This window comes from Bradyrhizobium sp. JHI2711 (assembly GCF_056156565.1).
Genome location: NZ_JBPZPT010000001.1, coordinates 2,398,996 through 2,422,177, shown reverse-complemented (window position 1 = coordinate 2,422,177; position 23,182 = coordinate 2,398,996). Strand labels below are relative to the sequence as shown.

The following is a 23,182-nucleotide window of genomic DNA, read 5'->3' as shown; positions in this document are numbered from 1 at the left end:
GGGCGCCGAGGCGGCCTGTGCGCGCGGGTGATAGGCTCTGGCCGGGCGCACTCGAAAAAAATGAGGAACGACGCGTGACGAGAACTGTGACCATTGCAGCCGGCCAGCTCGGACCGATCGCGAGGAGCGAGTCGAGGTCCGCGGTGATGGCGCGACTGATGGCGTTGATGCGCGAGGCGCGGGCCTGCGGCTGCGACCTGATCGTCTATCCCGAGCTGGCGCTGACCACGTTCTTTCCGCGCTGGTACTTCGAGGACCAGGCCGAGATCGACAGCTTCTTCGAGCGCGAGATGCCGGGTGCCGAGACACAGGCGCTGTTCGATCTCGCCCGCCAGCTCGGCATCGGCTTCTGCCTCGGCTATGCCGAACTGACGCTCGAGGTCGGGATTGTCAGGCGCTACAACACGTCCATCCTCGTCGACAAGAGCGGCGCGATCGTCCTGAAATATCGCAAGGTGCATCTGCCCGGCCATGCCGAGCACGAACCGTGGCGCGAATTCCAGCATCTGGAGAAGCGCTATTTCGAGCCCGGCAGCGGCTTCGGCGTGGTCGATGCCTTCGGCGGCGTGATCGGCATGGCGATCTGCAACGACCGCCGCTGGAGCGAGACCTATCGCGTGATGGGCCTGCAGGGCGTCGAGATGGTGCTGATCGGCTATAACACGCCGGTGCACAATCCGCCCGCGCCAGAGCATGACGATCTCTCGCTGTTCCACAATCATCTGGTGATGCAGGCCGGTGCCTATCAGAACGGCACTTTCGTTGTCGGCGTCGCCAAGGCCGGTGTGGAGGAGGGCGTCGACCACATCGGCGGCAGCTGCATCATCGCGCCCTCGGGCGAGATCATTGCGGCCTGCACGACAAAGGGCGACGAGATCGCGCTGGCGCGCTGCGATCTCGATCTCTGCAGTTCCTACAAGCGCACCACCTTCAATTTCGACGTGCACCGCCAGCCGCGCGCCTACGGCATGATCGTCGAGCGGAAGGGCGTGGCGATCATGGCGGATGGGACGCCGGTGCCGCGGAGGGGGTGACGCTCTCTCCTTCGTCATTGATTCCCTTCACGACCACGTGTGTTTATTCGGAAACGTTCGTTCCCTAGTATCCCGTAATGCAAAAGACCGCCCGCCGCTCCCGGCCTGCCGCCCGTCTGCCCGGCCGTCCCCGGGAATTCGACATGGACACCGCGCTCGACCGCGCCGTGCGTGTGTTTCGCGAGCGCGGCTATCATGCCACCTCGATCGGGGACCTCACTGCGGCGATGCGGCTCGCGACGGGAAGCATCTACAAGGCGTTTCGCGACAAGCATGCGGTGTTTCTCGCCGCCTTCGAGCGCTACACGGCCCTGCGCCAGCAGCAGACCCGCAGCGCGGCGCGTGGTGCAAACGGCCGCGAGCAAATCCGCAACGTGCTGCTGTCCTATGTCGAGCACTCCCGGGGAATCGAGGGGCGGCGCGGCTGCCTCGTGGTCGGCAGCGCGGTCGAGCTGTCCGCGCTCGATCCGGTCGTGGGTGCCCGCGTCAGCACACAGCTCGCGAGCAACGAGAGCTTCATCGCCGGCCTCATCCGCGCCGGACAGGCCGATGGCTCGATCCCCCGCCATGTCGTAGCCGACGACACCGCGCGGCTAATGCTCTGCATCACGCAGGGAATGCGCGTCGTCGGCAAGGCGCGTCTGCCGCTCGACGCAGAGCGTCTCGTCGGCGCCGCAATGAAGCTGCTCGCCTGAATTTTTTGTCAGAATAGGGAATGACTATTCCCTATACCTTACCTAATGGCCATTCCCTGCGCCTTACCTGGAGACCATGCGAATGACGATGAATGCCACGATCGAGACCGCGCCCGGGCCGGATGCGGTGTCGCAGCGCCTGACCTTCGTGCTTGCCGCGGCCTGTGGCATGGTCGCCGCCAACATCTATTATGCGCAGCCGCTGATCGCCCCAATCAGCGCCGCGCTCGGCCTGTCGCATGCAGCTAGCGGGCTGATCGTGACGATGACGCAGATCGGCTACGGCACCGGGCTGCTGCTGATCGTGCCGCTCGGCGATCTCGTCGAGAACCGCGCGCTGATCTGCTCGGTGATCATGCTCGGCGCCGCGGCGCTGCTCGCCGCGGCGTTCGCAAGCTATGCGCTGCCGTTCCTCCTCGCCGCACTGTTCATCGGCCTCGGCTCGGTCGCGGTGCAGATCATCATCCCCTATGCGGCGCATCTGGCGCCTGAAGCCATCCGCGGCCGCGTCGTCGGCAACGTCTCGACCGGCCTGATGCTCGGCATCATGCTGGCGCGTCCGGTGTCGAGCTTCGTCACCGCCTTGCTGTCGTGGCACGCAGTGTTCTTCGCCTCCGCCGCGCTGATGACCGTGCTCGCAGCCGTGCTCTGGATGACGCTGCCGAAGCGCAAGCCGGTCACGCGGATGCATTACGGCCAATTGCTGCTGTCGATGCCGGACCTGGTGCGGGCCACGCCGCTGCTGCGGCGCCGCGCGCTGTACCAGGCGAGCCTGTTCGGCGCCTTCACCCTGTTCTGGACGGTGGCGCCACTCCAGCTCGCCGGCGAGTTCGGCTTCTCCCAGCGCGGCATCGCGCTGTTCGCGCTGGCCGGCGTCGCCGGCGTGTTCGCAGCACCGATCGCCGGGCGCCTCGCGGACCGCGGCCATAGCAGCATCGCGACGCTGGTCGCGATGCTGCTCACGGCCGCCGGCTTCCTGGTGACCTCCATCGGCGCGTCCGGCTCGATGCTGAACCTCGCCTGTCTGGTGGTGGCCGCGATTGCGATCGATATCGGCGTCCAGGGCAATGTGGTGCTGGGCTTCCGCGCCATCTTCGCGCTCGGGCACGAGCACCGCAGTCGCCTCAATGGTCTCTACATGGCGACGTTCTTCGCCGCCGGCGCGGTCGGCTCGGCGGTCGGAGCCTGGGCGTTCGCACAGGGCGGCTGGACGCTCGCATCGGCCATTGGCCTTGCTTTGCCCGTCGCGGGGTTGCTCTACGCGCTGACCGAGTAGCGGCCGTCGCCGGAACGGTGCGACCGACCTCGCGATGACGCAATTTCCATCTCGCGGATTGGTTGCGGTTGTAGTACTTTCGTCGCAACGCACCTGGTTAACGGGCGGCAGGGGGATGCTGATGAAACGTGCGGGGCTGTTTGGCGCACGGCGGGTACGGCCATGGTCGTGGGGGGCGTTTCTGCTCGGGCTCGCCGTCGTCGCGGTTTCGGCCGTGGTTCAGGGCATCTGCGTCCTGCTCGGCGCAAAGTTCTATTTCGCAGCGTTCCTGCCCGGCCTGTTCGTGCTTGCGCTGATGGCGGGTGCACCGGCGGCGGCATTCGCCGCGCTGCTCACCGTGCCGCTGGTGTGGTGGGCGTTCATCCCGCCGTTCTTCGAGCTCAATGCGCTGACCAGCGCGCATGCCGATTCCATCAACCTGTTCTGTCTTCTTGCCGTCCTCCTGATCGGCCTTGCCGATCTCTGCCGCGCGACGATGACAATCGTCAGAAGCGGCGGGCTGAAGCCTTCGGGCGAGAGCGCGGCAACGAATCCGCAATAGATCGCGCCGCGCGCGTTGCGCCCGAGCAACAGTCCGGCAACCATCCGCAAACTTGCCGCGCGCCGCTAACTTTTCGAAAAAGATTTGGCCGCAGTTTCTCCCGCGGGAATGACGAGGGAGTTTTCGGACATGAACGGTCACGCCATCCTGGAGAACGTGCGCCGCTACCGCGGCATCGCATCGCTCTATCGCCAGACCGCAGCGTTCCGCCCGGGCCAGAGCTGGTCGCTGCTGGAGCAGGCGAGCGAGTGGGAGGCGCGGGCGCTGTCGGAGCTGGAAGCCTATTTCGCCTCGCGCACGGACCACACCGCCCCGCTCGCGGCCTGATCGCCGGCCATCGGCGCGCCCTGAACCGGCTCGCCGAAGGCGCGACCGCCACGGGCAACTACGGAGTTGTCTCCGCATCCTTCTATGCTAGCAACGGCCGAGAGATTCTTCTTCACGTCGGCCGGGGCACGCGATGACCACCTTCAACCGCATCTTCACGACGGAGCGCCTGCTCCAGATCATCGTGGTGCTGGCGGCGACGCTCGCCATGAAGCTGATGAGCTGAGCGAAGGCAGCTATCGTCCGCCTAGCTCGGGCAAATCAGGCAGATAATTCGAGCCTTCCGAGCCGAGAAAATCGAACATCGCCTGCGCGGGCGGCAGCAGCACCTTGTCGCTGCGGCGGATCACGTACCATTGCCGCACGATCGGCAGGCCCGCGACGTCGAGCACGACGAGCCGGCCCTCGGCGAGCTCATGCGCCACGGTGTGAGCCGAGATGAAGGCGATGCCGAGCCCGGCGATGACCGCCTGCTTGATGGTCTCGTTGCTGCTCATCTCCATGCCGATGATCGGCTCGAGATCCGATTTCTGGAACATGCCCTCCATCAGCGTCCGCGTGCCCGAGCCGGGCTCGCGGGTGAGGAAGGTCTCGTGCACGAGATCGGTCAGGCTGAGGCCGGAATCCTTCTCCAGCCAATGGCCCTTGCGCGCGACGATGATGTGCGGGTTGCGCCCGAGCTGGCGGACGTCGACGGTGACGTCGGCCGGTGGCCGACCCATTACCGCGAAGTCGAGGTCGTAGCCGTGCATCGCCTCGCGGATTTCCTCGCGATTGCCGATGGTCAGCTTGATCTCGATCTTGGGGTAGCGCTTGGAGAACGCCGCGATCGCGTGCGGCACGAAATATTTCGCGGTCGAGACCGCGCCGAGATGCACGGTGCCGCCGGTCCGCCCCGCGAGCAGGTCGAGCGCGCCCTGGCAATCGGTGATCGCGGCTTCGACCCGTTCGGCCAGCGCCAGCACCTCCCTGCCGGCTTCCGTCAGCAGCATGCCGTCGCCGGTTCGCTGCACCAGGGGCAGGCCGGCCAGGTCCTGCAGCTGCCGCAGCTGCTGGGTCACGGCCGGCTGGGTCAGCCCGAGATGGCTCGACGCCGCCGTCACGCTGCCTTTGGCCGAGAGCGCCGCAAGCGAGCGCAGCTGCCGGATCGTCAGATGCCGGAGCTGGGCCGCTGCATGGCCGGCGCCATTATAAGAAAATTCTTTGAGGCTCATTATGATTAGAAATTTTCCTTATTAAGCCGCTCCTGTCAATCTCCTGAATGCCGGCACTGACCGTGACCTGCCTCCACCAGGAGGGAATGGTTGCGGCACCGGCAAGGGGATGGACGCAGATGACCGGGCAACTCAGGCTGGACGACCACCTTCAACGGTATTCTGAGACCGCGCCGCATGCGTTGGCCGTGGCAGCCGCGGTCGATGCCATCGCGGCCGCGGCGATCGAGATTGCCGATCTCATCGCCAGCGGCGATCTCGCCGACGCCTCGGGCCTGACCACCGGGCGCAACAGCGACGGCGATCTCCAACGCGACCTCGACGTCCAGGCGGACGCGATCCTGCGCCGCTGCCTCGGCCGGCTGCCGATCGCGGCGCTGGCGTCGGAGGAGATGCGTGAGGCCCAGATCGTCGATCGTCAGGGGCGAATCTGCATCGCGATCGATCCGCTCGACGGCTCCTCCAACATCGACATCAACATGACCGTCGGCACGATCTTCTCGATCCTGCCGGCCCCCGATGATCTCTCACTCGCCTTTCAGCAGCGCGGCTCGGCGCAGCTCGCGTCGGGCTTCGTCACCTACGGCCCGCAGACCTCGCTGGTGCTGACGCTCGGCGACGGCGTCGACATCTTCACGCTCGACCGCAACGCGGGCTGCTTCCGCTTCGCGCGCAGCGGCGTGCAGATCGCCGAAGCCTGCGAGGAGTTCGCGATCAACGCCTCGAACCGTCGGCATTGGGATCCGCCGGTGCGCGCCTTCATCGACGAATGCCTCGCCGGCGTCGACGGGCCCGCCAACCATGATTTCAACATGCGCTGGATCGGCTCGCTGGTCGCGGAGGCCTATCGCATTCTCACCCGCGGCGGCGTGTTTCTCTACCCTTCCGATGCGCGGCCCGGCTACGGCGACGGCCGTCTGCGCCTGACCTACGAGGCGCACCCGATGGCGATGATCATCGAGCAGGCCGGCGGCTCGGCCTCGACCGGGCGCGAACGCATCCTCGATCTCTCGGCGCAAAACCTGCACCAGCGCGTGCCGCTGATCATGGGCTCGAGCAACGAGGTGCGGCGCGCCGAGGAGCTGCACTGCGACCCGCTACTGGTCGCCAGCGTCTCGGCGCCGCTGTTCGCGCGGCGCGGATTCTTCCGGCTCTGAGCGAGGCGTCCGATGTCCAGGAAGCATCCGATCATCTCCATCACCGGCTCCTCCGGCGCCGGCACCACCTCCGTCAAGAAGACCTTCGAGCAGATCTTTTTCCGCGAGAAGGTCAACGCCGTCTACATCGAGGGCGACGCCTTCCACCGCTACGACCGTGCCGAGATGCGTGCGCAGATGGCGAAGGAGGCCGAGCGCGGCAACAAGCACTTCAGCCATTTCAGCCCCGAGACCAATTTGTTCGAGGAGCTGGAACGCGCCTTCCGCGACTACGGCGAGACCGGCACCGCGGTGACGCGGCACTACGTCCACGACGCCGAGGAATCGGCGCTGCATGGCGCGGCACCAGGCACCTTCACCGACTGGAAGCAGCTGCCGGAGGATTCGGACCTGCTGTTCTACGAGGGCCTGCACGGCGCGGTAGTCACTGATAAGGTGAACGTCGCGCGCTATGCCGACCTCAAGATCGGCGTCGTGCCCGTCATCAACCTCGAATGGATCCAGAAGCTGCACCGCGACCGCAGCGCACGCGGCTATTCGACCGAGGCGGTCACCGACACCATCCTGCGGCGGATGCCCGACTACATCCACTACATCTGCCCGCAATTCACCGAGACCGACATCAACTTCCAGCGCGTCCCGACCGTGGACACCTCCAATCCATTCATCGCGCGCTGGATCCCGACGCCGGACGAATCGATGGTGGTGATCCGCTTCAAGAATCCGCGCGGTATCGACTTCCCCTATCTGCTCTCGATGCTGCCGCAGAGCTGGATGTCGCGCGCCAACTCGATCGTCTGCCCCGGCGCGAAGCTGGACCTGGCCATGCAGCTGATCCTGACGCCGCTGATCATGCAGCTGATCGAGCGCAAGCGCAGCCTGAAGTGAACAGGGAGAGACTCCGATGAACATCTCCGTCCATGCCGAAGCCGACCTCAATGCGGTCACGCACAACGATCTCGCCAATGCCGTCCGCTTCCTCGCGGTCGACGCCATCGAGGCAGCGCAGTCAGGCCATCCCGGGCTGCCCATGGGCATGGCCGACGTCGCGACTGTGCTGTTCTCGCGCTTCCTGAAGTTCGACTCGGCGCATCCGAACTGGCCGGACCGCGACCGCTTCGTGCTGTCGGCGGGGCACGGCTCGATGCTGCTCTATGCGCTGCTGCATCTCACCGGCGGCGATATCAGCCTCGACGACATCAAGGCCTTTCGCCAGTGGGGCTCGAAGACGCCGGGCCACCCCGAATATGGCCACACGGCTGGTGTCGAGACCACGACGGGACCGCTGGGCCAGGGCATTGCGACCGCGGTCGGCATGGCGCTCGCCGAGCGGATGGCGAATGCGCGGCATGGCGATGGGCTCGTCGATCACTTCACCTATGTTATCGCGGGCGATGGCTGCCTGATGGAAGGCCTCAGCCATGAGGCGATCTCGCTGGCCGGTCATCTCGGGCTCGGCCGGCTGATCGTGCTGTTCGACGACAACGGCATCTCCATCGACGGTCCGACCTCGTTGGCGACATCGGACGACCAGCTCGCGCGCTTCGCTGCCTCCGGCTGGTCGGTGCGCCGCGTCGACGGACATGATCCCGAAGCGGTGGCGCAGGCGATAGCGGAGGAGCGGGAGACCGCGAAGCCGTCGCTGATCGCCTGTCGCACAATCATCGGCTATGGCGCGCCTGATAGACAGGGCACCGAGAAAGTGCATGGCGCGCCGCTCGGCACCGAGCAGACGGCAGCGGCGCGGCGGACGCTGGGTTGGGACTATCAGCCTTTCGTGGTGCCGATCCCGGTGCTCAAGGCTTGGCGGATGATCGGGCAGCGCGGGCAGGTCGATCGCCTCGCTTGGCTCGATCGTTACGAAGGTGCGACGCCGGAGCAGCGCGACCTGTTCGTCGAGGGCAAAGCCGTGGCTCTGCCCGCCGCCCATGCGCTGGCCGCGGCGAAATTGCGTGAGCACTTTGCATCCGAGCGGCCGAGGCTGGCGACGCGGCAGGCCTCGCAACAGGTGCTCGAGGGAATCGCAGGAACAATTCCCGGCCTGGTCGGCGGCTCCGCGGACCTCACCCATTCGAACCTGACGCATGCCAAGGCGCAGGCGCCGGTCAAGAGCGGTGCGTTCGCCGGCGACTACATCCACTATGGCATCCGCGAGCACGGCATGGCCGCAGCGATGAACGGCCTGGCGCTGCATGGCGGCTTCATCCCCTATGGCGGCACGTTCCTGGCGTTCTCCGACTACAGCCGGCCGGCGATCCGACTTGCAGCCTTGATGCGGCTGCGCGTCATCCACGTGATGACGCACGATTCCATCGGCCTTGGTGAGGACGGACCGACGCACCAGCCGGTCGAGCATCTCGCGGCACTGCGCGTGATCCCCAATCTACTGGTGTTCCGCCCCGCCGATGCCGTGGAGACGCTGGAGGCCTGGGATTGCGCGCTCGCGGCGGAGCATCGCCCCTCAGTGCTATGCCTGTCGCGGCAGGCCTTGCCGACATTCCGCAGCGATAGGCGCGGCAGAAACCGCGTCGCGAACGGTGCCTATCTCGTCGTCTCGCCGGACGGCGGCCGTGACGTGACGCTCATCGCAACCGGCTCGGAAGTCTCGATCGCGCTGGAAGCCGCACGCCTGCTCGCGACCGAGCACGTTCGCGCCGCCGTGGTCTCGGCTCCGTGTTTCGCACTGTTCGAGGAGCAGCCGGAGGATTACCGCGCCTCGGTGCTCGGCACCGCGCCGCGCGTCGGCATCGAGGCAGCTGTCGCCGGCGACTGGCATCGCTGGATCGGCGCTGACGGCGAATTCGTCGGCATGCGCGGCTTCGGCGCCTCGGCCCCCGCCCCGGTGTTGTACCGCGAATTCGGCATCACACCGCAAAGCATTGCGGAAGCGGCTCGCCGGGCGATGGCCCGCAAGAGCCAATAAGGAGGACGAATCTTGGCCCGTATTACTCTCCGCCAATTGCTCGATCACGCTGCCAGCCACGGCTACGCCGTGCCGGCGTTCAACATCAACAACATGGAGCAGGGCATCGCGATCATGCAGGCGGCGGCCGCGGTCGATGCGCCGGTCATCATCCAGGCCTCGCGCGGCGCGCGCAGCTATGCCGGCGATCTCATGCTTTCGCACATGATCGACGCGCTGGAGCGGACCTATCCCGACATTCCGCTCTGCATGCACCAGGACCACGGCAATGACGAAGCGACCTGCGCCTCGGCCATCGCCCATGGCTTCACCTCCGTCATGATGGATGGCTCGCTCAAAGCCGACGCCAAGACGGCGGCCGACTATGACTATAACGTCGCGATCACGCGCCGCGTCGTCGATCTCGCTCATTGGGTCGGCGCGTCCGTCGAAGGCGAGCTCGGCGTGCTCGGTTCGCTCGAGCACGGCGGCGGCGAGCAGGAGGATGGTCACGGCGTCGAGGGCAAGGTCGGCCACGATCAGCTCTTGACCGATCCGGACCAGGCCGTCGACTTCGTCCGTGCAACCAAGGTCGATGCGCTCGCGATCGCGATGGGCACCTCGCACGGCGCCTACAAGTTCAGCCGCAAGCCCGACGGCGATATCCTGGCGATGCGGGTGGTCGAGGAGATCCACCGCCGGCTGCCGAACACGCATCTGGTCATGCACGGCTCGTCCTCGGTGCCGCAGCCGCTCCAGGACATGTTCAACCAGTTCGGCGGCGAGATGCCGCAGACCTGGGGCGTGCCGGTCGAGGAGATCGTTCGCGGCATCCGAAGCGGCGTGCGCAAGGTCAATATCGACACCGATTGCCGGCTGGCGATGACCGCGGTGTTCCGGAAGGTGGCGGCGGAAGCGCGCTCCGAATTCGATCCGCGCAAGTTCCTGAAGCCGGCGATGGACGCAATGCGCGAATTGTGCCGCGAGCGGTTCGAGCAGTTCGGTACCGCAGGCCACGCCAGCAAGATCAAGGTCATTCCAATGAGCGAGATGGCGCGGCGCTATCGCGCCGGCGAGCTCGATCCGCGCATCGACGCCCGCGAGCAGGTTGCCGCTTAGCCAATCAGAAAGAGCAGAGAAAAGAGCAGGAGAGAGACATGAACGCACATGCAGGCACGGTCCGCGGCAAAGAGCGCTATCGCTCCGGCGTGATGGAATACAAGCGCATGGGCTATTGGGAGCCCGATTACACGCCGAAGGACACCGACGTCATCGCGCTGTTCCGCGTGACGCCGCAGGAGGGCGTCGACCCGATCGAGGCCTCTGCCGCGGTTGCCGGCGAATCCTCGACCGCGACCTGGACGGTGGTGTGGACCGATCGCCTGACGGCGGCCGAGAAGTATCGCGCCAAGTGCTATCGCGTCGATCCCGTTCCGGGCTCACCCGGCTCGTATTTCGCCTACATCGCCTATGATCTCGACCTGTTCGAGCCGGGCTCGATCGCCAACCTCTCGGCCTCGATCATCGGCAACGTGTTCGGCTTCAAGCCGCTGAAGGCGCTGCGACTCGAGGACATGCGCTTTCCCGTCGCCTATGTGAAGACGTTCCAGGGACCGGCGACCGGCATCGTGGTGGAGCGCGAGCGGCTCGACAAGTTCGGCCGGCCGCTGCTCGGCGCGACGGTGAAGCCGAAGCTCGGTCTGTCCGGCCGCAATTACGGCCGTGTGGTCTATGAGGCGCTGAAGGGCGGGCTCGACTTCACCAAGGACGACGAGAACATCAACTCGCAGCCCTTCATGCATTGGCGCGATCGATTCCTCTATTGCATGGAGGCGGTGAACCGCGCGCAGGCCGCTTCCGGCGAGGTGAAGGGCACCTACCTGAACGTCACCGCGGCCACCATGGAGGACATGTACGAGCGCGCCGAGTTCGCAAAGGAGCTCGGCTCGGTGATCGTGATGATCGACCTCGTGATCGGTTACACTGCGATCCAGTCCATGGCCAAGTGGGCGCGGCGCAACGACATGATCCTGCATCTGCATCGCGCCGGCCACTCCACCTATACGCGGCAGAAGAGCCATGGCGTGTCGTTCCGCGTCATCGCCAAATGGATGCGGCTTGCCGGCGTCGACCACATCCACGCCGGCACGGTGGTCGGCAAGCTCGAAGGCGATCCCAACACCACACGCGGCTACTACGATGTCTGCCGCGAAGACTTCAACCCGACCAAGCTCGAGCATGGCCTGTTCTTCGACCAGTCCTGGGCGAGCCTCAACAAGATGATGCCGGTGGCCTCCGGCGGCATCCATGCCGGGCAGATGCACCAGCTGCTCGACCTGTTAGGCGAGGACGTCGTGCTGCAGTTCGGCGGCGGCACCATCGGCCATCCCATGGGCATTGCGGCCGGCGCGACCGCCAACCGCGTGGCGCTGGAAGCGATGATCCTCGCCCGCAACGAGGGCCGCGACTATGTCCACGAGGGCCCGGAAATCTTGGCCAAGGCGGCCCAGACCTGCACGCCGCTGAAGGCCGCGCTCGAGGTCTGGAAGGACGTCACTTTCAACTATCAATCCACCGACACGCCGGACTTCGTGCCGACCGCGCTGGAAACCGTCTGAGGAGATTTGAGATGAAGATCACCCAGGGCTGCTTCTCGTACCTGCCGGATCTGACCGACGAGCAGATCACCAGCCAGGTGCAGTATTGCCTCGCCAATGGCTGGGCGGTGAACATCGAGTTCACCGACGATCCGCATCCCCGAAACACCTATTGGGAGATGTGGGGCCTGCCGATGTTCGATCTCCAGGACGCTGCCGGCGTGATGATGGAGCTCGCCGAGTGCCGCAGGGTCTATGGTAACAGCTACATCCGCATCAGCGGCTTCGATGCCAGCCACGGCTGGGAGACGGTGCGGATCTCCTTCCTCGTCAACCGGCCGAAGCAAGAAACGGAGTTCGAGCTGGTGCGGCAGGAGGTCGGCGGCCGTGCGGTCCGCTACACCACGGTTCGAAAGCCGGCCGCGCACGCGCCAGCTTGAGTCATCCGCTTCCGCGCGGAGCTCTCCCTGCTTCGCATCCTTGGCGGACCACTGCTTCGCCGCCTTGCTCGCGGCGAAGCTCTTTTCTTCGAGGGTAGCCATGCTCGATGTCCCCCACGCAACCACGACCGAACACAGCGAGACCCATTTCGATCTCCGCAAGGAGGCTGAAGCCGCCGGAATCACCGAGACGCTGCTACAGCTCGATCAGGAGCTGATCGGGCTCAAGCCGGTCAAGAACCGCGTGCGCCAGATCGCCTCGCTGCTGCTGATCGAGCGCATCCGGCAGCGTGCCGGCCTCGCCTCCGCGCCGCCGACGCTGCACATGTCGTTCACCGGCAATCCTGGAACAGGCAAGACCACCGTCGCGCTGCGCATGGCCAGGATCCTGCACGGGCTCGGCTTCGTGCGGCGCGGGCAGGTGATCTCGGTGACGCGCGACGATCTCGTCGGCCAGTATATCGGCCACACCGCGCCGAAGACCAAGGAGATCCTGAAAAAAGCGATGGGCGGCGTGCTGTTCATCGACGAGGCGTATTACCTGCATCGTCCCGACAACGAGCGCGACTACGGCCAGGAATCGATCGAAATCCTGCTCCAGGTGATGGAGAACCAGCGCGAGGACCTCGTCGTGATCCTCGCCGGCTATGGCGAGCGGATGACGAAATTCTTCGCCTCCAATCCCGGCTTCCGCTCGCGCATCGCCCACCACATCGAATTCCCTGACTATGTAGAGGCCGAGCTGCTCGTCATCGCCGAGCTGATGCTGAAGGAGCGCGGCTATCGCTTGTCGGCCGCGGCGCGCGAGGCGTTCGAGAAATACATCGCGCTGCGTCGGACCCAGCCGTTCTTCTCCAACGCGCGCTCGATCCGCAACGCCGTCGACCGCATCCGCCTGCGGCAGGCCGATCGGCTGGTGTCCGATCTCAATCGCATGCTCGATGTCGCCGACCTCGAAACCATCGATGCCATGGACGTCTTGGCGAGCCGAGTCTTCAGCGGCGGTGCGGATGCGCGGAGTGCAGTGCCATGACGAAGGAGATCATGATCGCTCCATCGATCCTCGCCGCGGATTTCGCGCGTCTCGGCGAGGAGGTCGCCGCGATCGACGCCGCTGGGGCCGACTGGATCCATTGCGACGTCATGGACGGACACTTCGTGCCGAACATCAGTTTCGGTGCCGACGTCATCAAGGCGGTCCGTCCCTATTCGAAGAAGCCGTTCGACGTGCATTTGATGATCGCGCCGACAGATCCCTATCTCGAGGCGTTCGCAAAGGCCGGAGCGGACATCATCACGGTGCACGCCGAAGCGGGGGCGCATCTCGACCGCTCGCTCCAGGCGATCCGCTCGCTCGGCAGCAAGGCTGGCGTCAGCCTTTGTCCGTCGACCCCGGAAGCGGTGATCGAGTATGTGCTCGATCGTATCGATCTCGTGCTGGTGATGACGGTCAATCCGGGCTTTGGCGGCCAATCCTTCATCGCATCGCAGATCGACAAGATCAGGCGGATCAGGACCATGATCGGCGGGCGGCCGATCCGGCTCGAGGTCGACGGCGGTGTCACGTGCGACAATGCCGCGGCCGTGGCTGCAGCGGGTGCCGACACGCTGGTCGCGGGCTCCGCCGTGTTTCGCGGCAAGAGCGCTGGCGAATATGCCGCCAATATCGCGGCTATTCGCATCGCCGCGGAGACCGGCCGGGTTCCGAAGCTGCAAGATAGTTCCGCGCCCGCGAAGCGGGCCGAAGAAAGTGCGCTCATCCGGTAGATTACGGATCAGCCCACCGCCGTGGCTCCGGTGTGTCAAGGCGCGCCACTTTCTCCGGATCTCTACGGAGCATGCCTTCCAAATCGATCGGCTCATTCAGGCCGGGGTAACCAACGCACCGGAGAAGGACAATCGATTAACGACCGCGCAATGCCAAGCGTCTCAATCTGTGGTTTAGGGACGCTATGAGAGCGCGGATGCGTAACGACGGAAACTGCGGCATGAAGCCCGCACGCGGCGCAAAGTGATGGCATGAGCATGCATCGCCTGTTCGCCGAGCAGCTCCGCTGCGCCACCGATGCCACCGGACAGGTCGATCTCGTCAAGCTGGGCAAGTTCGTCAGCGCGGCTTACGAGGCCGGTGATCGCGAGCGTCAGCGGATGATCGAAGTACGCGCGCAAACGCGCGACGAGGTCGAGCAGGATCTGCTGAGGACTCGCGAGTTCCTCGACACAATCATCGAAAACATTCCGATCGCCGTCTTCGCGAAATGTGCGGAGAGTTCGCGCTACATCCTGCTCAACCGCGCCGGAGAAGACTATTACGGCATGCCGCGCGAACAGATGCTGGGCCGAACGCCCGAGCAGATCTTCCCGGCTGACGTGGCCCGCGTGGTCAACGAGCAGGATAGACGCGTCGCGGCCAGCGGCATGCCGATGGTTCTGGAGGAGCATCTGCTCGAAATCGGCGTCAAGGGCCGCGACCGGGTCGTCAATTCACGCAAGATGCTGATCACGGATGGCAACGGGGATCCGCAATATCTGGTCGGCGTGATCGAGGATGTCACGGAGCGTGTCACCACCCGACAGCGGATCAGCCACCTTGCGCATCATGATGCGCTCACGGACCTGCCGAACCGCAGCGCCTTCAACGCGGCGCTCGACGAACGGCTGGAGCGGGCGCAGGAGGCATCGACCAGTTTCGCTGTGCTGAGCCTCGATCTCGACCGCTTCAAGGAGGTCAACGACGTGTTCGGTCACCCCGTCGGCGACATGCTGATGCGGGCGGCCGCCGACCGGCTTGCCGCGGAAGCCGAAGGCGCCTTCGTCGCCCGCATCGGCGGCGACGAGTTCATGATCCTGATGCCCGACAACGCCAGCCGTGAGGACGTTCTGGCGCTGGCCGAACGCCTGGTCGAGACGATCGGCAAGGAGCTCGAGGTCGACGACTATCTCTCCCACGTGGGCCTCAGCGTCGGCATCGCGTTCTATCCCGACGATGGCGTGAACGCGGCGACGCTGCTCGCCAATGCCGACTCGGCTCTCTACCGCGCCAAGCGCGAGGGCAGGAGCCGGGTCCGCTGCTTCGAATCCGAGATGGACCAGGAGCTGCGCGATCGCAGGCTGTTGCAGCACGACCTGCGGCAGGCGCTGGAGCAGAACCAGCTCCTCGTCTATTTCCAGCCGCAGGCGCGGGTGGATGGCGAGGTCATCGGCTTCGAGGCGCTGCTGCGATGGAATCACCCGACGCGGGGCTTCGTGCCGCCGGACCAGTTCATTCCGCTCGCCGAGGAGAACGGGCTGATCGTCGAGATCGGTGAATGGGTGCTGCGCGAGGCGTGCCGCGAGGCGGCATCCTGGCCGCGGCCGTTGCAGGTCGCGGTCAATCTGTCGCCGGTCCGATTCCAGGCGGGCGATCTCGAGCGCTCGATCCACCAGATCCTGTTGGAGACGGGGCTGACGCCGACGCGGCTCGAGGTCGAGATCACCGAGGGCGTGCTGATCGGCGATTTCACCCGCGCGCTCAACCTGCTGCGGCGGCTGAAGGCGCTCGGCATCCGCATCGCCATGGATGATTTCGGCACCGGCTATTCCTCGCTGTCGTATCTGCAGTCGTTCCCGTTCGACAAGATCAAGATCGACCGCAGTTTCATCTCCAACCTGGAGGCGACGCCGCAATCGGCCGAGATTGTCCGCGCCGTCCTGAGCCTGGCGCACGCGCTGAAGATCCCGGTCATTGCCGAGGGGGTGGAGACGGAAGCCCAACGTGCCTTCTTGGCCCGCGAGGCCTGCGAGGAGATGCAAGGCTATCTCGTCGGCCGTCCCGACTTGATCGAGCGCTACCTCGACCTGGTGGGCCTCGCCGTGGAGCGCCGCCTCTACGCCTAGCATTGGGCACAGAGTTCCGAGCGGACGTTTGGAACTAAAATCCTTACCGGCACTTCTCGAAAATTAACTTGGTTCAGGCGCGTTGAGCGCGCAGCAAATGTTTTGCATAAACGCCATCGGCCTGACGCAAATCAGGGCAATAAGCCGGTGAACGCGAGGGAGGGTCTCATGGAGAACGTACGTCGCTACCGGGCGCTGGCGTCCCTCTGCCGTCAGCAGGCGGCCTACCGGCCGCTCCAGAACTGGGAACTCCTCGGCCAGGCCGAACATTTCGAACATCTTGCCGAAATCGAGCTCAAGGCGCATTTCGACGCGTGCAATGTACATCGCGACAAGGACGCCGCCGCGCCCACGACATGGGAAGCTCCCGTCGCGGCGTGACGGCGCCAGGCCGGCGCGTCAATGCGACATCAGCGTCGGGACCGTCATGGCTTCCAGCATGGCGCGGGTGACGCCCCCGAGAAAGCGTTCCTGCAACCGCGAATGGCCGTAGCCGCCCATCACCAGAAGATCGAGACTCTCGTCGGCCGCCAGCGACAGAATGATCGGCTGAATGTCGGCGCGCGTGGCGGTCAGGCTGACCGTGCGGGTGGACAATCCGCGCCGGCCGAGATGTCTGGCCAGACCGCTCGCTGAGGCTTCGCCGGAGACCGCCTCGGTCTCGTTCACCGTGATGATCACGATCTCGGCGGCGCGCGCCAGGAACGTCGTTGCGTCGCGCACGGCGCGGGCAGCGAGGCGGCTACCATCCCAGCAGATGCCGATCCGGTTCGCCTTGAAGGCTCCGCGGAAAGTGTAGGGCAGGAACAGCACCGGGCCGCCCGCGCGGAACAGGATCTCGCTCGGCATGTCGTTGTCGAACGAGCCTTGCGCCGGATCGGGCTGGAGCACGACGCTGAGGTCGTGCAGCCGTGCCATCTCGCCGAGCGAGCCGGCGGCATCTGCCGGGATCGCGCCGAGTGCGTGGCAGGTATAGGCGATGCCGGCGTTCGCCGCCTCGCTCTTGAATATCGCGAGCGCCGCCTCGGCCCGCTCCACGGCGCGCTCGCGCTCCAACTCGAACACGGCCGCCACCGCCGCGCCGCCTTCCATGACGTAAGCCGTACTGGTGGCGACATAGCCGACCGCGACCGCGTCGAGATGCGCGTTGAGCTTCGCCGCGAGCGAGACCGAGCCCTCGATCGCGGGACGCATGGGACGTTCGGTGGGAATGTGGACGAGAATGTCTTTGTACATGGCGCGCCTCCGCTGAGCATCATCCGATGGTCGCAGTTTTTCACTGCGCGAAGGCGGCGCGTTGAGCTGTATCAAACGTCCGGATTGCCTGCTGCGCCCGCTCATCCATTCTTTGCCGAGATTTAATCGGGCGGACGGGACGCCGTAAGGTGGCAGCGACCATGTTGCGGGCAAGGCGACACCTGCTCAACATGGACATTTCGACATGAACGATCGCGTCAATTCCGACATCACCACGTCTCGCAAGATCTTGCGGCCGCGGCGGCTCGCGCTGCTCGGCACCGTGGCCGCGCTGGGCGTGGCCGCCCTGGCAGTTGCGCCAGGCGCCTCGCCGTACGGCATCAACTCCTTGATTGCGCCGGCTCAGGCGGCCGAAGCCGCCGCGACGCCGCCCGGCTTCGGCGATCTCGTCAGCAGGGTCAAACCCGCTGTGATCTCGGTGCGGGTCAAAATCGATCAGGACAACGACAAGAGCGCGATGCTGCAGCAGAACCGGATGGATTCGGACGAGGACACGCCGTTCGACCAGTTCTCGCGACAGTTCGGTTTCCGCTTTCCGGGCGGCGCGAACGGCATGCCGCGCCAGCGCCACCAGATGATCACGGGCGAAGGCTCCGGCTTTTTCATCTCCGCCGACGGCTATGCCGTGACCAACAATCACGTCGTCGATCGCGCCGAGTCCGTGCAGGTGACGATGGACGATGGCACGACCTACACCGCGAAAGTGGTCGGCACCGATCCGAAGACCGATCTCGCGCTGATCAAGGTCGACGGCAAGAAGGACTTTCCGTTCGTCAAGTTCTCCGACCAGAAGCCGCGCATTGGCGACTGGGTGGTCGCGGTCGGCAATCCCTTCGGTCTTGGCGGCACCGTGACCGCCGGCATCGTCTCGGCCAGCGGCCGCGACATCGGCAACGGTCCCTATGACGACTTCATCCAGATCGACGCGCCGATCAACAAGGGTAATTCCGGCGGCCCGGCCTTCGACATGAACGGCAACGTGATCGGCGTGAACACTGCGATCTTCTCGCCCTCGGGCGGCTCGGTCGGCATCGGCTTCGATATCCCGGCTTCGACCGCCAAGCTCGTCGTCGCGCAATTGAAGGACAAGGGCGCGGTCACCCGGGGCTGGCTCGGCGTGCAGGTGCAGCCGGTGACGTCGGATATCGCCGACAGCCTCGGGCTCAAGGAGGCGCGCGGCGCGATCGTCGACAATCCGCAGGATGGCAGCCCGGCGGCGAAGGCCGGCATCCAGGCGGGCGATGTCATCACCGCCGTCAACGGCACCACGATCAAGGACTCCCGCGACCTCGCCCGCACCATCGCCGGCTTGACGCCGGGCACGTCCGTGAAGCTCGATGTCTTCCGCAAGGGCGACAGCAAGACGGTGACGCTGGCGCTCGGCGAGTTGCCGAACGAGCGGCAGGCCAAGGGCAATGGCAGTGGCAATGCCGACGAGGGCAGCGGACAGCCGGGTGCCGGCACGCCGCGCCTCGGCCTCAGCCTGGCGCCCGCCGGTGACGTCCAGGGCGCAGGCCAGAACGGCGTCGTCGTCACCGAGGTTGATCCGCAAGGCCCGGCCGCGCAACGCGGCATCCGGACCGGCGACGTCATCCTCAATGTCGGTGGAAAAGCGGTCAGCAATGTCGGCGAGGTGCGCTCCGAGCTGGCGCAGGCCAAATCGTCGGGCAAGCGCAGCGTGCTGCTTCAGGTCAGAAGCGCGGAGGCCACCCGCTTCGTTGCGGTGCCACTCGCATAGCGCCAACTCGACCCTTACCAATCCAGGAAGGCGGCCTTCGGGCCGCCTTTTGCACACACGTCACGTCCGCACCAGGCCGGTAACATTCTCGTTAACGGCAGGCATGATGACCTGGTGCGTCCGAAAAAGCCGTGTTCGCTGATCACACTTGCAAGACGCCTCAGTGCTCTGCGGCAACGCCGCCGCCGACCGGGGTTGCAAGCGTGGAACTTCGAGCCTCCCGGCGATTTGTGGAACTCGCCGGTGGTTCACAAGTGATCGGTGCCATCATGGATCGATTGAAGCTCTCGCTCAGGAGTGCGCTGCTCGTGGTGCCATTGGTGCTCTCGGGGGGAAACGCGCTCGGGCGCGACGACGGCCGCTACGCGAACTCTCCTCTGAAGCCATGGTTCGACAGTTTGCGCAGCCATCTCGGTCCGTGCTGCTCGGACGCGGACGGTTTTGCCCTCGCCGATCTCGACTGGGAGTCGCACAACGGGCGCTACCGTGTCCGCATCGACGGACAGTGGATCGATGTGCCGGATGAGGCCGTCATCACCGAGCCCAACCGGGCCGGCCGCACGATGGTGTGGCCGGTCAAGACTGCGTTCGGGATTTCGATCCGCTGCTTCATGCCGGGGAGCATGATCTGAGGCGGGTCAGCGCGACCGCTTGGATTTGCGCTTCGATGATTTCTTGTTCGACGATTTCTTGGACGACGTCCCGGACGTTTTCTTGGATGCTTTCTTGGACGTCTTCTTGGCGCTCTTGCGCTTCGAAGCCTTCTTCGGGACCTTCTTGCCCTTCTTGCGTGCCTTCGACAGTCCGATCGCGATGGCCTGCTTGCGGTTCTTGACGCGGCCGCCGCGCCCGCCACGGCCGCTCTTCGCGGTGCCCTTCTTGTAACGCCGCATCTCGGTGGCGACATCGCTTCCCGAGCTGCGTGAGTAGCGGCGCTTTTTTGCCTTGCGTACCATGCATATTCTCCCTCGGCGGGGAGAACCATTCTGCACAGCCATGGTTCCGGGAGCGTGGAACGGCGCAGGCCTAAAGCGCGATGCGATGCTCTAGAAGGAGTTTGCCAGCTCGATCTCCGTTTCCAGCACCTGGATGCGCCGGGCGGCCTCGGTGAAGGACAGATCCCGCGCATATTGGCCGGGCTGATAGGCCTCTTCGCTGAGCCGCTTCAGCTTGAGGCCCTGCGCCCGCGTCATCTGCTCGCCCAGGAAAAATCTGGCGTCGTATTTACCTTGAACCTGCATCTGGCGTCTCCGTCCTGAAATCGTGACTTGACTATATGTTCTTATTTTGTTCTAACAAGGCATGGACAACAGAATTAACGAAATTCGACGTAAAATCAGAGCCTTGAGGCTTGAGATGGCCGACGTCGAGGCGTCGGTGCGCGACCTCGTCGAGCGCGATCACGACTGCACGGAAAGGGCCCTGGCGCAGATGGACTTGCGCCGGAAGATCAATCTCTTGATCGCCGAATGGAAGGCTGCCGGCGGCAGCGACGTACTGCCGAACGTCCGCGACCGGGTGCGGCTTCGTGCCGTGAAGACAGGCGGCAACTCCGCGCGCGCAGCCGAGCGCCGCTGAGATCCTTGGCGTCGGATACTGAAGGCCGAGTGCCGAACCAAAGATAGAAGACAAAGGGCTCCGCAATGCGGAGCCCTTCATGATTCCAGGGAGCGCTATTTGGTGTCGGTCATGCCGCCCTTGTTGGTCATGGTGCCGCCCTGATCGGAGCCGGGACCGGCGCCGCCTTGGCCGGACGGATCAGCGCCCTTGGAGGACTTGGTGTTGGCGCCGGTGGTCTGTGCCGACGACATCGAGGATCCATGCTTAGTCTTGTGCGATTTGGCCTGGGCGGCAAACGGCGCGGCGGCAAGGCCGGTTGCCAATATTACGGCGAGAGCGAGCTTGGTCGTCTTCATGCGGGGAAACTCCCTGAGTTAAATTGACGCAGGCAGCAAACCTGGCGTCGCGGCAGGAGTTCCCGGCGAAGTATCTTCCGTGCGTCACGCACGCTTCAAGTTTGCTTGTCCTCGGCCAGGATGAACACGGCGCCGGTGAGCGTCGCGCCGATCGCAAAGGTCGTCACCAAGGTGAGGGCGAAGACCATCGCGGCCTGGCTTCCGCCATTGTTCAGCAGGTTGGCGACGGCTGGATTGGACAGGACGAGCGTGAGGCTGAAAATGAGGCCTAGCGCTGCGCCCATCATTGCATGCGTCATCAGCTTGATAAGGCCGCTGGCAGAGATCAGCTCAGACGACTTCTTGGTGCGCATGGGACGGCATCCCGAACTGCCACGCCAACGCGCATTTGATCGCCGGGTTCCGTTCCGCTGAAGGAATTGTTACCGCCCGTTTCATCCGGCGTTCATGCCGGGCTTGCCAAGATGGGCGCCAGCAAAACGGGAACATCGATATGGGTAAGGTCGTCTTTCTTTACCGCTCGCTGGCCTATCGCAACGCGGCCGCGGACATCCTGCGCAAGGCGCGCAAGCTTCCGCTTGGCGCGGAGCGGAGCGCGGCCCGCCGCTACGCGAGGGCGCTGCGCGATCTCGCCCGAACGGAAGCCTGGCTCGAAGGGCGCGTCGCGCGCGAACCACGCACGGCGCAGCGCATGAGCAGCGCAGCGTCAGGTTAACCGGATGCGCGTTGCAATTCGGCAGCGCCGGCGGTGTCGAACTTGCTTGGTGCAGCCGCCGCGGTCTTGCGTGTCAACGGCACCTCAAGACGGCACAGCAGGCCCTCGGCGCGCCAATCGAACTGCGCCTGTCCGCCAAGCTGGGACTCTATGCTCGCAAGCAGGCTTCGCGTGCCGAAGCCGCGCGATTTCGGGGTCTTGACCAGGGGACCGCCGGATTCCTCCCAGCTCAGCGTGAGCAGCTCCTCGTCGACCTGCCAATCGATCGCGAGCCGCCCCGCTCGCGTGGATAGCGCGCCGTACTTTGCCGAGTTGGTGAAGAGCTCGTGCAGTGCGAGCGCCAGCGTCTGGGCCATCGCCGGCAGCAACTGAACTTCGGGCCCTGCCAATTTGATCTGGTCACCCAGCGAATAGGGCGCAAGCTCCTCGTCGATCAGCCTGGAGAGCTCGGCGCCCTGCCAGCTCGACAGCGACAGGATGGTGTGCACGCGCGCCAGCGCATTGATGCGCCCCTCGACGGCGTTGACATAGGCCTTGACCTCGTCGGCCCGGGTGAGGCGCACGATCGACTGCGCCAGCGCCAGTGCGTTCTTCGCACGATGATCGACTTCCCGCGCGAGCAGGTTCTGCCGCTCCTCGGCGCGCTTGCGTTCGGTGATGTCGACGGTCACGCCGCTGACGCGCACCACGCGCCCGCTCTCGTCCGTGGTTGCGGCCGCCGTGCCGACGCACCAGCGCACCTCGCCGTCGGGCCGGATGATGCGGAACTCCGTCTCATAGGCGCGCGTGCCCTTGTTGAACTCGGCGATCGCCTTGCGCAACTGGTCGACGTCGTCGGGGTGCAGCAGGGCCTGAACGTTAGCCGGATTGATCTCGAAATTGTCGGGACTGACGCCGAAGATATTGTATTGCCCCTCGTCCCACATCCAATCGCCGCTGATCCAGTCCCAGTCCCAGGACCCCATCTTGCCTGCCGCGATCGCCATGCTGCGCCGCTGCTCGCTCTCGCGCAGCTTCGCGGTGGAAGCCTCCAGTTCCGCGGTGCGGGCGCGGACGCGATCCTCGAGCTCGTGGTTCAGCCGTTCGAGCTCGCGCGTCTTGCGGTAGAGCTCGGCAAAAACCTTGATCTTGGCGCGCAGTACCTCCGGCACGACCGGAACCGGCACGTAATCGACCGCGCCCATCTCGTAGCCGCGCAGCCGGTCGATGTCGCTGACCTGGATCGCCGAGATGAAGATCATGGCGGTCTTCTGGAAACGCGGATGCTCGCGGATCATCGCGGCGAGCTCGAAGCCGTCGAGCTCGGGCATGCAGACGTCGACCAGGATCACCGCGATCTCGGTCTTGAGCAGCACCTCCAACGCCTCGCGGCCCGAGGAGGCGATGACGAGGTTCTCGCCGAGATCCTTCAGGATCACCTCATAGGCGAGCAGCTTGGCCGGCTGGTCGTCGACGAGCAGGATGTTGACCTTTTCCTGGTCCATGCGCGTGTCCAAC

At 65.2% G+C, this 23,182-nt stretch carries 26 protein-coding genes; 19 read left to right on the top strand and 7 right to left on the bottom strand.

The features are described from left to right. The first annotated feature begins 74 nt into the window (after nucleotides 1-74). From ACTEK7_RS11375 to ACTEK7_RS11355, 5 genes are all read left to right on the top strand, one after another. The gene (locus ACTEK7_RS11375) at nucleotides 75-1,034 is read left to right on the top strand and encodes an N-carbamoyl-D-amino-acid hydrolase (protein WP_225146222.1); all 960 of its coding nucleotides are present in this window, start codon (nucleotides 75-77) and stop codon (nucleotides 1,032-1,034) included. A gap of 77 nt (nucleotides 1,035-1,111) precedes the next feature. Beyond that, a complete protein-coding gene (locus tag ACTEK7_RS11370) occupies nucleotides 1,112-1,729 on the top strand; it encodes a TetR/AcrR family transcriptional regulator (RefSeq protein WP_036038209.1) in 618 nt (205 codons plus the stop codon). 82 nt (nucleotides 1,730-1,811) lie between these two features. Continuing rightward, nucleotides 1,812-3,005: an MFS transporter gene (locus tag ACTEK7_RS11365; protein ID WP_225146220.1), complete on the top strand. Its 1,194-nt coding sequence runs from the start codon at nucleotides 1,812-1,814 to the stop codon at nucleotides 3,003-3,005. 121 nt (nucleotides 3,006-3,126) lie between these two features. Then, nucleotides 3,127-3,546: a hypothetical protein gene (locus tag ACTEK7_RS11360; protein ID WP_036003874.1), complete on the top strand. Its 420-nt coding sequence runs from the start codon at nucleotides 3,127-3,129 to the stop codon at nucleotides 3,544-3,546. A 129-nt stretch (nucleotides 3,547-3,675) separates the two neighbouring features. Then, nucleotides 3,676-3,873 carry a hypothetical protein gene (locus ACTEK7_RS11355; protein WP_036003876.1) on the top strand — a complete coding sequence of 66 codons (198 nt, stop codon included), beginning with the start codon at nucleotides 3,676-3,678 and terminating at the stop codon, nucleotides 3,871-3,873. A 236-nt stretch (nucleotides 3,874-4,109) separates the two neighbouring features. On the opposite strand, the gene ACTEK7_RS11350 is transcribed toward ACTEK7_RS11355, so the two are convergent. Next, nucleotides 4,110-5,087, bottom strand: a complete 978-nt coding sequence (locus ACTEK7_RS11350) for a LysR family transcriptional regulator (RefSeq protein ID WP_036038207.1) — start codon at nucleotides 5,085-5,087, stop codon at nucleotides 4,110-4,112. A 119-nt stretch (nucleotides 5,088-5,206) separates the two neighbouring features. Here ACTEK7_RS11350 and ACTEK7_RS11345 point away from each other — a divergent pair, with 119 nt between their 5' ends. The 10 genes from ACTEK7_RS11345 (at nucleotide 5,207) to ACTEK7_RS11300 (ending at nucleotide 16,440) form a co-directional block, all read left to right on the top strand. Beyond that, complete coding sequence (locus ACTEK7_RS11345) at nucleotides 5,207-6,244, top strand: class 1 fructose-bisphosphatase (RefSeq protein ID WP_225146219.1); 1,038 nt, start codon at nucleotides 5,207-5,209, stop codon at nucleotides 6,242-6,244. Nucleotides 6,245-6,256: 12 nt separating this feature from the next. Then, nucleotides 6,257-7,132 (top strand): phosphoribulokinase, encoded by an 876-nt coding sequence (locus ACTEK7_RS11340; protein WP_036003856.1) that lies wholly within the window; start codon nucleotides 6,257-6,259, stop codon nucleotides 7,130-7,132. Between the two features lie 16 nt (nucleotides 7,133-7,148). Then, on the top strand, nucleotides 7,149-9,167 hold the full coding sequence (gene tkt / locus ACTEK7_RS11335; protein WP_225146218.1) for a transketolase: 2,019 nt from the start codon (nucleotides 7,149-7,151) through the stop codon (nucleotides 9,165-9,167). 12 nt (nucleotides 9,168-9,179) lie between these two features. Further along, the gene (gene fba / locus ACTEK7_RS11330) at nucleotides 9,180-10,265 is read left to right on the top strand and encodes a class II fructose-bisphosphate aldolase (RefSeq protein ID WP_225146217.1); all 1,086 of its coding nucleotides are present in this window, start codon (nucleotides 9,180-9,182) and stop codon (nucleotides 10,263-10,265) included. A gap of 38 nt (nucleotides 10,266-10,303) precedes the next feature. Then, nucleotides 10,304-11,764 carry a form I ribulose bisphosphate carboxylase large subunit gene (locus ACTEK7_RS11325; protein ID WP_036003865.1) on the top strand — a complete coding sequence of 487 codons (1,461 nt, stop codon included), beginning with the start codon at nucleotides 10,304-10,306 and terminating at the stop codon, nucleotides 11,762-11,764. An 11-nt stretch (nucleotides 11,765-11,775) separates the two neighbouring features. Further along, nucleotides 11,776-12,183 carry a ribulose bisphosphate carboxylase small subunit gene (locus ACTEK7_RS11320; RefSeq protein ID WP_225146216.1) on the top strand — a complete coding sequence of 136 codons (408 nt, stop codon included), beginning with the start codon at nucleotides 11,776-11,778 and terminating at the stop codon, nucleotides 12,181-12,183. 100 nt (nucleotides 12,184-12,283) lie between these two features. Next, a complete protein-coding gene (gene cbbX, locus ACTEK7_RS11315) occupies nucleotides 12,284-13,216 on the top strand; it encodes a CbbX protein (RefSeq protein WP_225146215.1) in 933 nt (310 codons plus the stop codon). After that, a complete protein-coding gene (gene rpe, locus ACTEK7_RS11310) occupies nucleotides 13,213-13,950 on the top strand; it encodes a ribulose-phosphate 3-epimerase (protein ID WP_109144644.1) in 738 nt (245 codons plus the stop codon). Before cbbX ends, rpe begins: the two co-directional genes overlap by 4 nt. Before the next feature lie 252 nt (nucleotides 13,951-14,202). Continuing rightward, nucleotides 14,203-16,059, top strand: coding sequence for a putative bifunctional diguanylate cyclase/phosphodiesterase (locus tag ACTEK7_RS11305; protein ID WP_225146214.1), 1,857 nt, complete (start codon nucleotides 14,203-14,205; stop codon nucleotides 16,057-16,059). Between the two features lie 168 nt (nucleotides 16,060-16,227). Beyond that, nucleotides 16,228-16,440: a hypothetical protein gene (locus ACTEK7_RS11300; protein ID WP_036003891.1), complete on the top strand. Its 213-nt coding sequence runs from the start codon at nucleotides 16,228-16,230 to the stop codon at nucleotides 16,438-16,440. Between the two features lie 18 nt (nucleotides 16,441-16,458). Here ACTEK7_RS11300 and ACTEK7_RS11295 read toward each other — a convergent pair whose 3' ends face one another. Continuing rightward, nucleotides 16,459-17,295: a universal stress protein gene (locus tag ACTEK7_RS11295; protein ID WP_225146213.1), complete on the bottom strand. Its 837-nt coding sequence runs from the start codon at nucleotides 17,293-17,295 to the stop codon at nucleotides 16,459-16,461. Between the two features lie 205 nt (nucleotides 17,296-17,500). Between ACTEK7_RS11295 and ACTEK7_RS11290 the strand changes: the two genes are divergently transcribed. Together ACTEK7_RS11290 and ACTEK7_RS11285 are read left to right on the top strand one after the other, a co-directional pair. Further along, entirely contained in the window at nucleotides 17,501-19,054 is a 1,554-nt protein-coding gene (locus tag ACTEK7_RS11290; RefSeq protein WP_225112616.1) for a Do family serine endopeptidase, read from the top strand. A 269-nt stretch (nucleotides 19,055-19,323) separates the two neighbouring features. Beyond that, a complete protein-coding gene (locus tag ACTEK7_RS11285; RefSeq protein WP_225146239.1) occupies nucleotides 19,324-19,686 on the top strand; it encodes a hypothetical protein in 363 nt (120 codons plus the stop codon). A 6-nt stretch (nucleotides 19,687-19,692) separates the two neighbouring features. On the opposite strand, the gene ACTEK7_RS11280 is transcribed toward ACTEK7_RS11285, so the two are convergent. Next, a complete protein-coding gene (locus ACTEK7_RS11280) occupies nucleotides 19,693-20,010 on the bottom strand; it encodes a DUF6496 domain-containing protein (protein WP_225146212.1) in 318 nt (105 codons plus the stop codon). A gap of 90 nt (nucleotides 20,011-20,100) precedes the next feature. Then, the gene (locus ACTEK7_RS11275; protein WP_225146211.1) at nucleotides 20,101-20,295 is read right to left on the bottom strand and encodes a DUF3072 domain-containing protein; all 195 of its coding nucleotides are present in this window, start codon (nucleotides 20,293-20,295) and stop codon (nucleotides 20,101-20,103) included. A gap of 115 nt (nucleotides 20,296-20,410) precedes the next feature. On the opposite strand from ACTEK7_RS11275, the gene ACTEK7_RS11270 reads away from it, so the two are divergent. Continuing rightward, nucleotides 20,411-20,632 carry a hypothetical protein gene (locus ACTEK7_RS11270; RefSeq protein ID WP_036003912.1) on the top strand — a complete coding sequence of 74 codons (222 nt, stop codon included), beginning with the start codon at nucleotides 20,411-20,413 and terminating at the stop codon, nucleotides 20,630-20,632. Nucleotides 20,633-20,727: 95 nt separating this feature from the next. Here the strand turns inward: ACTEK7_RS11270 and ACTEK7_RS11265 are convergent, their stop codons facing one another. Both ACTEK7_RS11265 and ACTEK7_RS11260 read right to left on the bottom strand, forming a co-directional pair. Further along, nucleotides 20,728-20,970, bottom strand: coding sequence for a hypothetical protein (locus ACTEK7_RS11265; protein ID WP_036003915.1), 243 nt, complete (start codon nucleotides 20,968-20,970; stop codon nucleotides 20,728-20,730). 95 nt (nucleotides 20,971-21,065) lie between these two features. After that, nucleotides 21,066-21,323, bottom strand: coding sequence for a hypothetical protein (locus tag ACTEK7_RS11260; RefSeq protein WP_036029986.1), 258 nt, complete (start codon nucleotides 21,321-21,323; stop codon nucleotides 21,066-21,068). A gap of 140 nt (nucleotides 21,324-21,463) precedes the next feature. Here ACTEK7_RS11260 and ACTEK7_RS11255 point away from each other — a divergent pair, with 140 nt between their 5' ends. After that, nucleotides 21,464-21,685, top strand: coding sequence for a hypothetical protein (locus tag ACTEK7_RS11255; protein WP_036029983.1), 222 nt, complete (start codon nucleotides 21,464-21,466; stop codon nucleotides 21,683-21,685). On the opposite strand, the gene ACTEK7_RS11250 is transcribed toward ACTEK7_RS11255, so the two are convergent. Then, on the bottom strand, nucleotides 21,682-23,169 hold the full coding sequence (locus tag ACTEK7_RS11250) for an HWE histidine kinase domain-containing protein (protein ID WP_225146210.1): 1,488 nt from the start codon (nucleotides 23,167-23,169) through the stop codon (nucleotides 21,682-21,684). The genes ACTEK7_RS11255 and ACTEK7_RS11250 overlap by 4 nt on opposite strands. Between the last annotated feature and the right edge of the window lie 13 nt (nucleotides 23,170-23,182).